Genomic DNA, 14,354 nt, shown 5'->3' with positions numbered 1-14,354 from the left:
TATTTAGAAAGAAAAAAATGTCCTGCCATTATAATTACTATTCCTATTTATCTTATATTTAAATCACTTTTATATACAAAAACCTTGGGTCAGAATAATTGAATTATTCAACCTGAGGTTTTCTATTTTTACTGAATAACTTTTTCCTCTAATAAATTTCACGAATTTTCATCTACTCCAGTTCTCGACTTCCCTAATTACCTATATCAGAATCTTCCTGTGCCCGGCAAAAAGAGCGGTGGCTAAAATCCCTATAAAAAAGGAGAATTTTGATTAAAAATTAAGTATAGCTTAGATCATTAGACACATATCGGTGTATTGTACCAAAGTGCTTTCTGAGACCTATAACTGCTAGACAAGAAAAATATTACGACAGTCTTTTCTATAAAATATTTTTTCCCTATTTCTGTAGTCTCATTAGGAATAGACATTCACTCGAAGTCAAAAAAACTTTAGGACTAATTTTTAATTATGAAAAGAACAATTAGAAATTTGACCCTATTAGTCCTTCCATTTCTGATGATGATAATAGTGAACGAAATTTCAAGACAAAAAAACCCAGATGAGCCATACTCAAAACATAACATAACAGCAATAAATTCTGCGAAAAGAAATACAGTAAAATGCACCTGGATATGTCACAACGATACCGGATTCTGTAAGCAAAACCATGTTACTTACTTGAGTTCTTATTTTCAATACACAGACCCGATTTACTTTGGAGCAATAAATCTACTTAAGAGCACAGGAAACTATGGCTTGGCAAATATTGTTTTTCTGGTGATCATAGTGCCCTTATTACTTTGGTTCTTTCTTGTGAAGTCTATGAATATGCAAGATGAGATATCCACTTTAAAGAGACGGAAATGAATTACTTAGTGGAACATGCTATGTCCCTATATGTCTATTGCACAGATTTTCTTATCAATCTGGCAAACATTATGAACATCTCTTATTATGAAGTAAATTTCTTTGTTTTCTGCTTGCTCTATCCAATGCTTTTGTTGGGTTCCATTGCATTTTATATTGTTCAGAAAAGAAGATTAAGAAATATAAAAAATAAAACCCTTGTCACCGCACTTGGAACAATTGAACTACTTGAAAATGGCAAATAAAACTATAGTTGATTATACAAAGGGGAAAAAACCGTTCCGGGAAGTCGTTTGGATCAACTTAATATCCTGTCAAAGAGAATTAATACGGATCCCTATTGCTAAATCCATGAGAGAAGTTCCAGTAACAGAGGTTCATATTCCAGAAGAACTTTACAAATTTTGGAAGGATATGGGGAGCTGTAGGTTACAGAAATACTAAACATGAAAAATTATTGCTTTAGAGCCGTTTACTTTAAGAATCGCCAAGATGGAGAGGTAGATTATCGTTCAGTACCAATAAGTGAAGCAGAAGAACTATATGACACCATAGGAGTATATGACCTTTCGGAAGGAAAAGAGAATATCGAGCAGAATCATATTGCGGACATGCCCAGAGAAGAGTTTCAGTTGGTTCTTGACTCCCGGTTTCCTAATGGTTTTGAGAGTTGGCAGAAAAGCCACTATGAAATAGTATCTGCTCTAAATGAGCAGAGTTTCCAAAAAAGTAAGAGCTTTTATTCCCTGGCTTTGCAATTGACGAATAAATTTGAATCTTTACACCAACGGAAAACACCCTACAATAAGGATTTGCCTGAAGGGGTTAAAAGATTTGTAGACTTAGAACTGAAGAGTAATAGATACAAATTGGCACTTTTTAAAGATCTAATCACACAGGTCTCTAGTTGACCAGACCTTTCTTTCATCAAAAAAAATTTTTAAGGAGAAAATAATAAGCGTGTAATTGGCTAAAAGTACCCTAAAGATAAACGCCCCAGGCAGCACTCTTTTTTACTCCGCCCCTTCCCTAACCTCGTGATAGTTATTTTATTTGAACTCGCTCCCTCAAAAGTAATTATTTTAATTTTCTAAGAAATGTTCATTAATACCTTAAGAGAGTTTTAGCGAAAAATAAACAACTTACTTTAGTTTGACCTTTAATTACTTACCCCATTTCAGTACCATGACCTCTCCGGGTGATGAAGTGAAGTATTTTAGACTTTAAGAATTACTGTAAATTTTGATCCTCTTCCTTCTTCACTCGTAACTACTATTCTTCCGTCCCGATTTTCCACCAGTCTTTTTACAATAAACAACCCCAAACCTGATCCTCCTACCGAAGACTTGATTCTAAAATATTTATTGAACAGACTCGGAATTAATTCATTTTTTATTCCGCAACCGTTGTCCTCTACTTCTAAATGTATTCCTTCAGGAGTCGAATCAGTGCGGACGGTGATCACCGGAGGGCGATCAGAATGACGGTATTTAATCCCATTTGAAATCAAATTGAATAAAATACTTCTTATATCCTTTTTTGAATAATGTAAATATTCAACTTTAAGCTCTTGGAATATAGAGGCATGGTTGGAGCTGATAAGATTACTTAGATCACTTTTTATTTCCTCTATTAAAGGAGCTAAATATACTTGAGGTGCCGTATATTGAAACTTTGCTGTTTGCGCAATGAGAGTCATATCATCTATGACCTGTTTATAACGCTTCACAGAAGCACTCATCATTTCAAAAATTTCACTTTGGTTTGCTATACCTTCTTTGGAAGGCTCTAGAAGACTAATAAGTCCTTCTAAATTATTTAAAGGTGCCTTAAGATCATGAGAGGCAGAATAAACGAAGTTATCTAGTTCCAGATTAATTCTTTTTAATTCATCATTGGAATTTTTTAATTCATTGTTAGCATTATAAAGCTCAGCTTTTGTTTGTTGGAGTTCTTCTAATAATTTTCTTTGTTCCTGGATATCTGTGCATGTTCCAAACCACTTTAAAATGTTTCCCCTCTCGTCTCGTAGAGGTTGGGCGCGAGCAAGAAACCAATTATAAGATCCATCGAATTTTCTCATTCGATATTCAATTTCATAAGTGACTCCGGTATCTAAAGAATTTTGCCACACTTCCCATGTCCGGTCATAATCGTCAGGATGAAGCACCAGCGACCAGCCCTGATTCTTTGTCTCTTCAAAAGAGAGCCCTGTAAATTCATACCACCGCTCATTGAAAAAATCATGGTAACCATCACCTCGAGTTGCCCAAACCATTTGTGGCATTAGATCAATTACAAACCTAAATTCTTTTACAATTTGATCAAGTGAGATATCTTTTTTTTTGCTTTGGCTCATAATAGGAAAAGTTTTTAACAGGTAGTAAAAAATCCTGTTCTCATTTTTTTAGTTTCATGATTTCCTGCATATCTTCTTTTTTAAGAGGCTTGGTATAATAGCCAATAATACCATCAAATTGTTTTGCTTTTTCACAATCCTCTTTAAATAGCGAGGAAGTCACTATAACAACATGGATCTGGAACTTATATGCTCTCTTTTCACAGGCTTCCATAAATTCCCACCCGTTCATAATAGGCATGTTAATATCCAGTAGCACCAGAATATCTCTTTCTCTTTCTGTTCTCGTGTCTAAATAATCAATAGCTTCTTTCCCGTTTTTAAATATAAGTGGACTTCTTCTGCAAACTTTCTCCACTAGATATTCTTGGAGTTTGGCAATAATAAGATCATCTTCCAAAATAAGAATTTCTGGAAGGTTTTCAGTTTGGCTGTCTGTTTTCAACATCTTCAGTTTTTCTAACCGTTTCTAAAATTATATTATCCAATTCTTCTAAAGAAACATTCATCAATCGAACTAGTTCCTTTTTATCCCAAATCTTATAATTCTCCCTTTGCATCAAATCAAGTAAGCTCTTCAATCTTACTACCGGAGCACGTACTATATGCGCATGTTCCCAGGCTATTGTATTAAGAATTTTATTCTGTCTAAGAGTCTCCTCCCATAGTAGTTTGGATTCGGTTATATCTCTAGAATTAGTTACAAATCCCATAACAAATGGATCATTTGTAAGATTGGTCACAGTTGTTTGGAGCCATCTGTAGTTTCCTTCCCTATCAATAAACCTAAGGGAGGGAATATTTACCTGCTTCTTATTTTGCGCTTGTATAAAATATGACATGACCGTTTCTTTGTCATCCGGATGAATGAAATCGAATGCATTTTTACCTGTAAATTCCTGAGGAGAAATTCCCAAAATAGAAATTGAAGATTCACTTACAAACTTGTAGTTTCCCTCCAGGTCTAATATACCCGTGAGATCTGACGACTCCTGTACGAGAGCCCTGAATTTATTCTTACTTCCTATCAATTGATCCTGCTGTTCTTTAATGATTTTTTCCGAGAGTTTTTTATTCGTAATATCTCTGGCTATACCATATACTCCCATTATTTCGCCGTGAATCTTCATGGGTACCAACGAAACATCAAGGATTACTTTTCTCCCCTTAGAAGAAATAAAATCTGCTTCAAAGTTTTGATCCTCTCCACCAAGAGCCTTCAAAAAGGAACCAAAAATTTGGTCACGGTACTGAGCCGAACAAAATGGTAAAAAATTCATTTTAAGTAGTTGTTCAGCAGGAACCTCGGCGAGATTAACGATCCCAGCATTCACACTTAAAAAATTTCCTTTTGGATCTAAAGAGAATAAACCGTCCTGGCTTTTTTGTATAAAACAATCATTTTCTGATTTCTTTTCCTCCAGTTCTCTTTCTGTATCTAATCTTTTTCTTTCCTCAATAACCTCTGCTGTTTTGTCCCATGGTAAGTGAAGAATATAAGTGATATTCTCCTGATCATTTTCTTTTATAGGAATATTAGTAACCTGCCAAAAACTCTCCTGGCTTGTCTTTGTGTTATCATAGCCGAGATAATCAAAAATGACAGGCTTTTTGTCTAAGAGAGTCTGGCGTAGAGAAGCGGTTACAGTCTCAAATTGTACTGTTTTATATTGAAAAATTTCCCGAATTGATAGATTCAGAATATTTTTTCTTTTCTTTCCCAAAATTCTACAAAACTCATCGTTTACATCACTCACAATAAACTCTTCCCCGTCTGGTTTGAGAAGCAAACAAGCTAGAGGTAAATTTTTAAACAAAATTTTACATTTATCTTTCATAATCTTTCTTAAGTGAACCGGATTTTCAATATTTTTATTCACTAATTCCATCCCCCAATAGTAGTTAAAATTTTCTTAAAAAATTTATTAATTTTATCAATTCTGACTTTTCAAGGAATTTTCTTACTCTTTAACGATATCTCGATAACTTACTGTAGCTTTCTTCCTACATAATGTTGATAATGGACTTCAGAGTTACCATTACTGCAGTATTCAATAGGTTTATTAAGGATATATCGCAAAGAATATAATTGTGATTTCAATTGATCGCCAAAAGACGAGCCCGTCAGGAGAAGGAGGCGTTTCGGAATGTAGTATTTTTCTCCCGTTCCGGGTTTTCTACATGAGTGAAATTTTCTAAAATTTCTGTTTTCTTACCTGAAGAAAAATATCGGAATAAAAAGACCGGGGGCAAAATGGACGGTTTTTGAGCTTCTTTAGCCGGATTTCGAAAAGTCTTTCTGGGACATTATAAAGAATCAGTCAAAAGTTCCATTTTAGCTAATACAACTGAAACTCCCTGTTCACAAAATTTGAACATTTTTAATAAAGCGCCAGGTTTAAGAGGTACCGTAAGGAAAGTGCCCCCGGCTTAAAGTAAGATTTCGCCCCACCCCTACCTGTTTTTCCCTACTATTAAAAATTATACGGCAGCCCGGACAGAATCTAAAATTTATAAAGATATTCAGGGAAAGATTTTTCTAAAACAAATTTTAAATTAATAACCAAATCTTAAAGGAAGGTTTAAAGTGGGTTTAATCGTTTTAAAAAATGTTCATTAATGGTCATGTAGAACTTTCTTCCTATTCCCAAGCCCTAGCAGATGTTAAACTAAATAAAAAGTTCATTTTTATCTTGCAAAGTATGTAAAAGAACATTATCTCTGTTGTGTCAATAATTATCAAAATCACTACATCATGAATTACTTTAAAAATGTTCAGAATTTAAATGAAGCAAAAAATCTATTTAGAAAATTAAGCATTCAGTTGCACCCGGACACAAGCGGCTATGATTCACAAGCCGACTTTGTAGCGATGTACAAGGAATTTCAAACCTTAACTAGCAAGCTTAAGTTTAGTACAGGGTTTGAGGCTGATAAAGAATTTTCCGCTGAGAGCTTCTACGACATCATTAAAAAGTTTGAGAAACTAACAGATATTCAAATCAGTTTTGTAGGTAGCTTTATTTGGCTAGAAGACATTAAGCCTGGCGCAATGTATAGACAGAGGAAAGCAATTAAGGAGATACAAATAGAAGGCTATAACAATGCCAGATGGGCTAGGCAAAAAAAGAACTGGTATTTTAGTCCTCAAGATTATAAACAAAAAGGGAAAAGCAGAAAAAGCTTAGAAGAGATAAAAGAGAGATATGGATCTCACGAGTACAATACTAGAGAAATTTACAATATAAATTAATCAGAAGGGGCTCTCCGGAGCCCTTATTTTAAAGCTTTTAATATGACAGGTTCAACTTATTTGGATTTTGATAAAGCAGGCTCAAAGGGGCTGAAATTGATCCGTACAGGAGACAATCCTACCTTTGGTTTGTTAATTATCTCCGGCATAAATCTAGGACTACGGATTGGAGATTTACTTTCCTTGACCTATGGTCAATTGAGGAGAGAAACCATAATACTTAATGAGCAGAAGACGAAGAAGAAACGTGAGTTGAAGGTTAACGATAATATCAAGGCAGCTATGGGGTATTTCAAGGAACAGCCCGATAATTTCCATGCCTTTAGAAGTCAAAAGGGCAGTGTTTATACGCCACAACATGTAAACCGATTAATGAAGAAATACTTTAATAAAAATGCCACAAGCCACAGCCTAAGAAAAACTTTCGGAAGGAGGATATGGGAAAAATATAATAAAAGTGATGAAGCATTAATGCTTTTAAGTGACACCTTTAATCACACCAATACCGCCATTACCCGAAGATATTTAGGAATTAGGAGGGAGGAAATCCATGATCTTTATGATAATTTATAATACCTTTACAATAATTATTGAGCATGTAATGTGTTTGGTAATTATTGACATGAGCCCTTGGTGATTCGGGGGCTCTTTGTATTTTTCAGGCTGTATGTCCAGTGAAGAAGCTCCTTTACACCAAATATTTAAAACTGAATTTCTTAGAATCCCATTGCTTGAATATCCGCCCAGAATGCAGAGTTAGATTTCTCAGAACTTTCCAACCTCCTCTTCCTTCCTCTCTTTAAATTCTTCCACGTGCCCTCCGGATATCCTTGACCATTGTACTTTAGCTTAGATTTATAGACCCAAAGGGCAATATATTCACCGCCTAATGCAACCGGATTTTCTTTATAGGTATAATTCTCGATAGCAACCTGAGTAGAAAACTCTTCTAATTCTTCATTGAGAAAGTAGATTTTTTCAGTTCCACCCGAATTGAGAAACACACTAACAAATTTATTATAGAGAAAACCAGTTTTTTTCCGATTACCATAATCGTATACTTTTTCATCCATTTTCTCTAAAAGCTTTCTTCTAACCTCCTCAAAAGCTTCTTGAATGTCCGCATTGACATATTTTTCTGTTTTGAAGCTTTTAAGGGTTTCATTTTCATTGTTGTATTTCAACACTTTATGATGTAATAGATATTCATCAAAAGAATTTAGAATATCCATTTCATACCTGTCAAGTGCTTGATGCATCTGAATAAAAGCTTTTTTTGCCTTTCTAAGATTTTTTTTTCTCTTAATAAAAGTCACCAAATAAAGAGCTCCGAAAAATGTAAAAAATAAGATGTACCCTTCTACCATTGTCATATGTCAAAAAATCAAGGTTTAAATAATGTATATTTTTTAATAGTTTTTTCCGTTTAATCCGTTTCTTCACGTTATATACACATTAGCTTTAATTCGCACTTGCTGTCGCAGACTCCTCTGTATGTTTTTCTACCAATTCTACTTCATCTATCTCCTCCATTATTCTAGCTGTCTCTGCAAGGGCTACTATTATCTTTTGATAGTGCAGAATATCATCAAATGTTAGTTCCCTCTCCTTTCTATCCTTTAGCCATTTCTGAGCAGGCTGATAACCGCCAATATAGAACTCCCAAGCCTTTAAAGGCACCTTATCAAAGTACTGCTGATCATTTATCCATACTCTCCCCTGAATATCATCTATAGGTTCATAGCCGGGGCTTGTTTTAGTGATCTTCCTAGTGATTTTATTGTCTCCGTCTTCCGGGTACCCTGTAATGAAATTTTCTACTACAGGACTCTCTAGCAGGTGAATCTCTCTTAGCTCTCTTCCTAGCTCTACTAGCTGCCAGAATTTCTCTGTATTGTCGGGATATGGCACTCTAGGAAAATCTATTTTTAAAAATTCTTTATATGTCTTTCTATAAGCAGGGCTATGTAAGACAGCGTATACGTAATCCAGAACATCCAAAGGTGAAAAAGAGCCGTCTATTCCGGGTTCAAGATCAGCCACCAAATTCTCATCCGGCAAAAAAGCATGATTAATTCCTTCAGCTATTTTATCAACGATTTCTTGATTAAGATTAGGAGTCCTTTCAACAGGTTGATCAAAAGAGTTCTGATCTGAATGTTCAGGATATAAGTAAAGAGGAAAAACGTAACCGGTCTCCTTGGTTTGTGATGATAAGGCACATATATCTGCTATAGTATTTGATAAAAAAACATGTTGAAAATCAAAGGTACTTTGTTGCCGACAAGTCAACAAGGCAAAATTATCTCTCCCGATAAGATGATTCATTCTTTTAGTTCCAGGAGTGCCTATAAACCCTCTAGTGGAACCTGTAAAATAAGTATGTCTTAAGTCGAAAGGTCTATAGAGATTTTTCAAGAAAAGATCCTCATTTTCATGTTTTATCAAATCTTCCTTTGCATTATTAATTTTCCAGTCCCGGGTATCTTTAACCTTATACTTAGTCCTGATATCTCTTTCTGGTAATACCAAAAAATCTCTTACGACTTCTCTAATTTCTTCATCGGATATTTGCTGGCAGATTTTATCCCTCTCATTTTTAACACCAGAACCTGATACTATGAACAGATCTGATAAAGAAATCCATTCTTTATACTCTTCACCATTTACAAAATCTTTGGGAACAAAGAAATAATAAGGTTCCTCAGTTTTTAGCTCTTTCCAATCGATTGAAAAGAAGTCATTATTTAAAAGGAAATTATACTTTTCACTTCGGAGACCGAAAAGATCAGAGTGAAAAACCTTTCCTATTTCCCCCTTTTTTTTCTTGTTTCTGATCATTAGGTTTAGTGACACTCCTTGTTGAATATCAAAGACATTTTCATCCTTTCCCCCATTAATAGTTGTCTCATTTTTCATGGTACTTCCATGCAAATCCAGAATGTAAATTTCATCGAAAGTTTTGAGCAAACTCTTACGCATTTGCCGATGGGTCAATCCATCTATATAGCTATTATTCGAGATGTAAGCCAATACCCCTTCTCCTGTTCTATCTATGAAATGCTGTCCATATCGGATAAATTTAATGTAATCATCATCTAAATTTACTTTTCTCTCATTGAGGTTCTTTTTGTAGTCTTGAATAAGTGATTGAATCCATTCCCCTTTGTTAGTACTACTTACTGCATAGGGAGGATTCCCCATCACCACCATTACAGGAGTATCTCTTTTAATGGCATTCGCTTGATCTGCCTCATCACTTAACCAGCTACTGAATAATGTACCTGTGTCAGGATGAGCTTCTTCTAAACTATTGGTGAGGAAGATTCTAAACCTCTGATCATCCTGAGGTTTATATCCCGTCTCAGTTAAAAGCATATCCATCTGTAAATGCGCCATGGCGTATGAAGCCATGAGTAATTCAAAGCCATTTAAACGAGGAATTAAATTCTCATTTACATACCGGCTCCATATTCCTTGCTGCCCTTCGAACTTCTTGTAAATATGTTTTACAACCTCGGAAAGAAAAGTTCCTGTTCCAGTAGCCGGGTCTAATATCTGGACCCTATGAACCTCCTTCTCATAATCCCTCATCCCGGCAGAATATCTCTTGTCATGAGTAGGCACTTTGACAGTTACTTTTGTCTTACTAGAATCTGCTAATCCTTGAGGTAAATTAAACTCCTCTTTCAGAATGTCATCAACTGCTCTTACAATAAAGTTTACCACAGGCTGTGGTGTGTACCATACTCCTCTAGCTTTTCTTAAACTGGGACTATATTCACCTAGGAAAGTTTCATAGAAATGTACTACTGGATCTTCCTGCTTTGTTGCCCTCCCAAAATTCTTCATGATTTTAGCCACATCAGAAGCCAGGAAAATGCTCACCAATTCTTCTACTATCCAGACTAGGCGGTCATCCAGATCATATCCGGCAACCTCTTGAAAAAGCTTTCTCAAGAATGGATTAGACTTGGGTATTAATTGGGCAGCTTCAATTCTAGAAAAAGTGGGTAATGTAGGATCATGATAACGGGCTGCAAACATTCCATAGGCAATAGTTTGAGCATAAATATCAGCAAATGACTTATTCGTAATGTCATGAATAAGCATCTGCTTAAAGCTTACCATTTGATTTTTTAGGTTGGATCTTCGGTCATGTGCATCATCATCATTTAAAGATTTCTCTATCACATCTGCCATTAACCGTGCTTTCCCTGCCATCATTTTAGCTAATCGATTTGGCGATTTGATGCTCTGTGAGACCTTTAAAGCAAAGTTCTGCACTAGATGCTCAAACTCATTAAAACTCTCCTGTAACGGCTTTATTTCACCTCCTTCAATCTCCCCAATACTTACTTCAGTAATAAATTCTCCATCCTTAAAAAACTGGAAATGGAGGTAGTCCGTGATGATCAAATTGGAAAGTCCGGCTTTGTATCGGTCAAATTGTTCTTTTAAGCTCTTACTATTAAGATCTACCCCAACATCCTTAGCTTCTATATAGCCAACAGGCACTTCTTTCCTTGTCAGTACATAGTCCGGGGCTCCACAACTCACTCTGGTTGGTTCATTCGTCACCAGAATGTCGGGTAGCAGATCCATAATTAAATTTTGAAGATCTCCTCTATAGGAATGTTCTGTAGCAGTCCCGGTGTGATATAAAGTATTTAGACGGGTTATGTATTGTGCGGTAGTCATCGATTGGTCTTGATTAGTGTACCAAGATAAAAAATTCTTTAACACATTTTAAGACTACAGTATTACTACCAGTTGATTATTTCTTAAGTAGAGGATTTTTAAATATTCAGTTCAGAACGAGGTTACCTCCGTTCCTTATAGAACAGTATATGTCAGTATCCCGGCTTTGGGTAGAAGATCTCTAAAGCTGTGAAGGAATTTCTTCTAATCAGGAAGTTATCATTCTTGGTACTGTTAAACCCTATCCTCCTGAGAACTTAGGCGCAGTCAAAAACACTCTACAGTCTAAGTTAATAGACAGCTTCTAGCTACCTTGCGGAAATCCTCCACAAGAAATCTTGAAGCAGTCAGAGCATCTTACTCTATAGATTAGAAGACCGCTCCTTAGTTAACTTAAGGGAATCTTTAACGGGAACTTTTGGAGCAGTCAAACTACTCTAGAGAACTAAAGACTGCTTCTTAATTAACTTGTAGGGATCTTCTAAAGGAACTTGAAATGCAGTCAAAATTTTCTAAAGGAAAGAAGACCGCTCTTAAATTTAACATGAAGGACTAAATTACCTCTAGAGTAGGAATAAGAAGACCGCTCTTAAAGTTCTCTTGAGGAGACTCTTAGTCTGAGTAAGCCGTTTCCCGAAGTCTGAACCCCGTTAGATCGAGATGCTGTAGAAAAAAATTATTCCTACGGTGGAAAAGATGGAACACACCAAACCTATAGGAAGAACCCGGTTTTCAAAAATTTTGAAGTTGATTTTCCTATGTTCGTGTTCTTAGATAGAATTTCAGTTTAATCGTTTCAAGGTTAAAACCTCGCCCAATTCCATACCCGGCAAATAGTCGCTGCTATTCTTTAGGGGCGGTTAGTCGGAGCTACTTTAAATACTCCGTAGAAAACCTTATATCTATCATTTTTGACTAGGGATTACGCCTGTAATCAGACTTCAAACCTCACTGCTATGTTTCCGTTGCCGGTGCAGTTACTAAACCCCTGAAAGTCCAAGCCTATATCGCTACATGGATTCTTGGACTGAATCGCAGCTATTAAAGTAGCTGGGTCAACTCATCTATATTATTCGACTTTACAATTAATAAGCTCACTACGAAAATCTAAAAACTTTTTCAGGGTAGTTATACCTGGAAAGTCATACTTTTGAAGGTTTGGCTTATTTCATACAAATATACAAAAGTGTTAATGAAATCACAAATTTATTAAGCCATTATTGATATACAGAATTTTATACGCCTATTAACCAATCCTTTATATATCTAGGGCTCAAAAATGGATTTATTAATTATTTGTTAATTTTTATTGATCTTCCCGGATTTAAAGCTGACTAATGACAAATCGTTTGCAAAGGGATCTCTCCAATCCATGTTGCGTTAATTTTAAGGTGCTTTTTATGAAGTTTGAGTTTTTAGGAGAGCTACCCCCCCCTTCGTAGAAATAAATGCTCTCTAAGTTCGTATTTAACGAACCGTAGATTGCTCTCTCTTTTGTGCCGGGAAAATCTTTCTGTGCTTGTCGTCCTATTGAGAGGAAATAATGAAAAAGACTTGAAAAAAGTTTAGTTTCCCTCGATTATATCTTAGTAAGACTTTGACTACTTTTTCAATCTGTCAATACTGTTAGCAGCCACATGAAAACTTTTAAGCCTATGAAAGATGAACTCAATGCAGCCATTAAGGAGGAAAAGAAAAAGAACCGTAAAAAAAGAGACCGGGAGAATCCTTCAGAAGAGATCTAAGTACTGTACAGGAGCAAAATCTACATTGAATCAACTACCAAAACAAAACCCCGCTAAAGCTGCGGGGTTCTAATTTTAATTTATTGAAACCAACTAAGGGGTTAAATATTCTTCTAATATATTAACCAGTTTTACCTTTGGCATTTGTACGGTCACCTTATAAATACCATTTTTTTCATCATGCTCTTCACCAATGACTTCCACATCTTTAAGGAAAACATTTATTCTACTCTGAACAAAATCAGTCGCAGCATAATCTTGCATTGTAGTCGTAGCGTTTAATCTTATAGTTCCTATCTTTTCAGCTAATTTTCGCTGGGCTTCTAGAATAGCACCTTTTCTAGCTAATAGTCTATTTCGAGAAACTTCATCATATTTATTTAGTACTGGTGCCTCTCCGGTTTCAACTAAAGTTTCATACTCCCATTCTTCTTTTAAAACGGCAATGTCTTTAGATCCAAAAACGTTGGAATTAGAAACCGTTCTTTGACTAGAGCCATCAGCATTCATTGTAGTCTTTACACTTTGAGTTGATCCACAAGACCAAAGGACTAACGCTATAATAGCAATTAAGGATATTTTTTTCATTTTTTCATAATTAATGATTTAACCATTAAGGCACAATGCCCATCTTCGGTGATTTTTACACTATCTTCAATAATTTCGTGACTTAAAACAATTCCTCCAGCTTCTGATAAAACAACATCAGAAACATCTCCAAAATCAACAATTTCAGAAGTGTTAGTAACCTTTGTTCCAAAAGCCATCTCTGATGCTCTCACCAAGGCTACGAGAGCTGCTTTTTCTTTAGTCTCTTCAATAGTACTAGATTTATTAGCAGTACCAATTGAAGTAATTTCAAATATTAAGTGCTCTTCCCCTTCTGATTCTTGAACTATTCGTTCAACAATTTTTTTGGCAAATTTCTTTGAAAAATTCTCAATTAAAGATTCTAAGTCCGTACTATGTTTCGCCTTCTGGACATTTTTGAGATTAATGGAAGTAAATTCTTCGGCACTTATATTAAATTTTGTATCAAGGGTACTATAGCCTCCACCGATTAAACTGATAGAAGCTATAGCTTTCAGAATTGCCTTATTAGAGGAACCTTCTGTGAGATTATAAAACTCTAGATCAACGATTATTTTTTTTGGTTTAACTTGAGTCAGGTCTGGTTTAATACCAGAAGTTTCTCCTTCCAGTAATAATTCACTAAAACCAAGAATGTAGTTCTGTAGTTGCTCAGGATTTATTTGATACTCATCGAATTGTCGCACATCTTTGAACTCAACTTCATATGATGACAAGTGACCTACAACCTTTTCCTGGGATGAAAATGCAGAATTATAGTTTTCAATCCAAGATTGACTTAGTCCCTCATAACTACAAATAATAAACAAAAAGAAAACAATCTTTCTGATCATTG

11 protein-coding genes are annotated in these 14,354 nt (G+C 35.3%); 4 read left to right on the top strand and 7 right to left on the bottom strand.

All coding sequences use genetic code 11. From position 1 onward, the window contains the following. Nucleotides 1-866 precede the first annotated feature (866 nt). Together G564_RS0105650 and G564_RS0105640 are read left to right on the top strand one after the other, a co-directional pair. Nucleotides 867-1,115 carry a hypothetical protein gene (locus tag G564_RS0105650; protein ID WP_029036801.1) on the top strand — a complete coding sequence of 83 codons (249 nt, stop codon included), beginning with the start codon at nucleotides 867-869 and terminating at the stop codon, nucleotides 1,113-1,115. Nucleotides 1,116-1,316: 201 nt separating this feature from the next. Beyond that, on the top strand, nucleotides 1,317-1,781 hold the full coding sequence (locus tag G564_RS0105640) for a hypothetical protein (protein ID WP_029036799.1): 465 nt from the start codon (nucleotides 1,317-1,319) through the stop codon (nucleotides 1,779-1,781). 305 nt (nucleotides 1,782-2,086) lie between these two features. Here G564_RS0105640 and G564_RS0105635 read toward each other — a convergent pair whose 3' ends face one another. The 3 genes from G564_RS0105635 to G564_RS0105625 are packed head-to-tail and all read right to left on the bottom strand — an operon-like array spanning nucleotide 2,087 to nucleotide 5,118. After that, complete coding sequence (locus G564_RS0105635) at nucleotides 2,087-3,229, bottom strand: sensor histidine kinase (protein ID WP_029036798.1); 1,143 nt, start codon at nucleotides 3,227-3,229, stop codon at nucleotides 2,087-2,089. A 40-nt stretch (nucleotides 3,230-3,269) separates the two neighbouring features. Then, nucleotides 3,270-3,677, bottom strand: a complete 408-nt coding sequence (locus G564_RS0105630) for a response regulator (protein ID WP_029036797.1) — start codon at nucleotides 3,675-3,677, stop codon at nucleotides 3,270-3,272. Beyond that, on the bottom strand, nucleotides 3,652-5,118 hold the full coding sequence (locus G564_RS0105625; protein ID WP_029036796.1) for a PAS domain S-box protein: 1,467 nt from the start codon (nucleotides 5,116-5,118) through the stop codon (nucleotides 3,652-3,654). The genes G564_RS0105630 and G564_RS0105625 overlap by 26 nt, the downstream gene beginning before the upstream one ends. A gap of 866 nt (nucleotides 5,119-5,984) precedes the next feature. On the opposite strand from G564_RS0105625, the gene G564_RS0105615 reads away from it, so the two are divergent. Beyond that, nucleotides 5,985-6,482, top strand: a complete 498-nt coding sequence (locus G564_RS0105615; RefSeq protein ID WP_037373563.1) for a hypothetical protein — start codon at nucleotides 5,985-5,987, stop codon at nucleotides 6,480-6,482. 42 nt (nucleotides 6,483-6,524) lie between these two features. Beyond that, nucleotides 6,525-7,055 (top strand): tyrosine-type recombinase/integrase, encoded by a 531-nt coding sequence (locus G564_RS0105610; protein WP_029036794.1) that lies wholly within the window; start codon nucleotides 6,525-6,527, stop codon nucleotides 7,053-7,055. Between the two features lie 143 nt (nucleotides 7,056-7,198). Here the strand turns inward: G564_RS0105610 and G564_RS0105605 are convergent, their stop codons facing one another. The 4 genes from G564_RS0105605 to G564_RS0105585 form a co-directional block, all read right to left on the bottom strand. Continuing rightward, nucleotides 7,199-7,855, bottom strand: a complete 657-nt coding sequence (locus tag G564_RS0105605) for a hypothetical protein (RefSeq protein WP_156879181.1) — start codon at nucleotides 7,853-7,855, stop codon at nucleotides 7,199-7,201. A gap of 88 nt (nucleotides 7,856-7,943) precedes the next feature. Next, entirely contained in the window at nucleotides 7,944-11,087 is a 3,144-nt protein-coding gene (locus G564_RS18660) for a type ISP restriction/modification enzyme (RefSeq protein ID WP_316928844.1), read from the bottom strand. A 1,934-nt stretch (nucleotides 11,088-13,021) separates the two neighbouring features. Then, nucleotides 13,022-13,516, bottom strand: coding sequence for a hypothetical protein (locus G564_RS0105590; protein WP_029036792.1), 495 nt, complete (start codon nucleotides 13,514-13,516; stop codon nucleotides 13,022-13,024). Then, complete coding sequence (locus G564_RS0105585) at nucleotides 13,513-14,352, bottom strand: hypothetical protein (protein ID WP_029036791.1); 840 nt, start codon at nucleotides 14,350-14,352, stop codon at nucleotides 13,513-13,515. The genes G564_RS0105590 and G564_RS0105585 overlap by 4 nt, the downstream gene beginning before the upstream one ends. Between the last annotated feature and the right edge of the window lie 2 nt (nucleotides 14,353-14,354).

The organism is Salinimicrobium xinjiangense DSM 19287 (assembly GCF_000423585.1).
GTDB lineage: Bacteria > Bacteroidota > Bacteroidia > Flavobacteriales > Flavobacteriaceae > Salinimicrobium > Salinimicrobium xinjiangense.
This window is presented reverse-complemented; position numbering and strand designations above follow the sequence as displayed.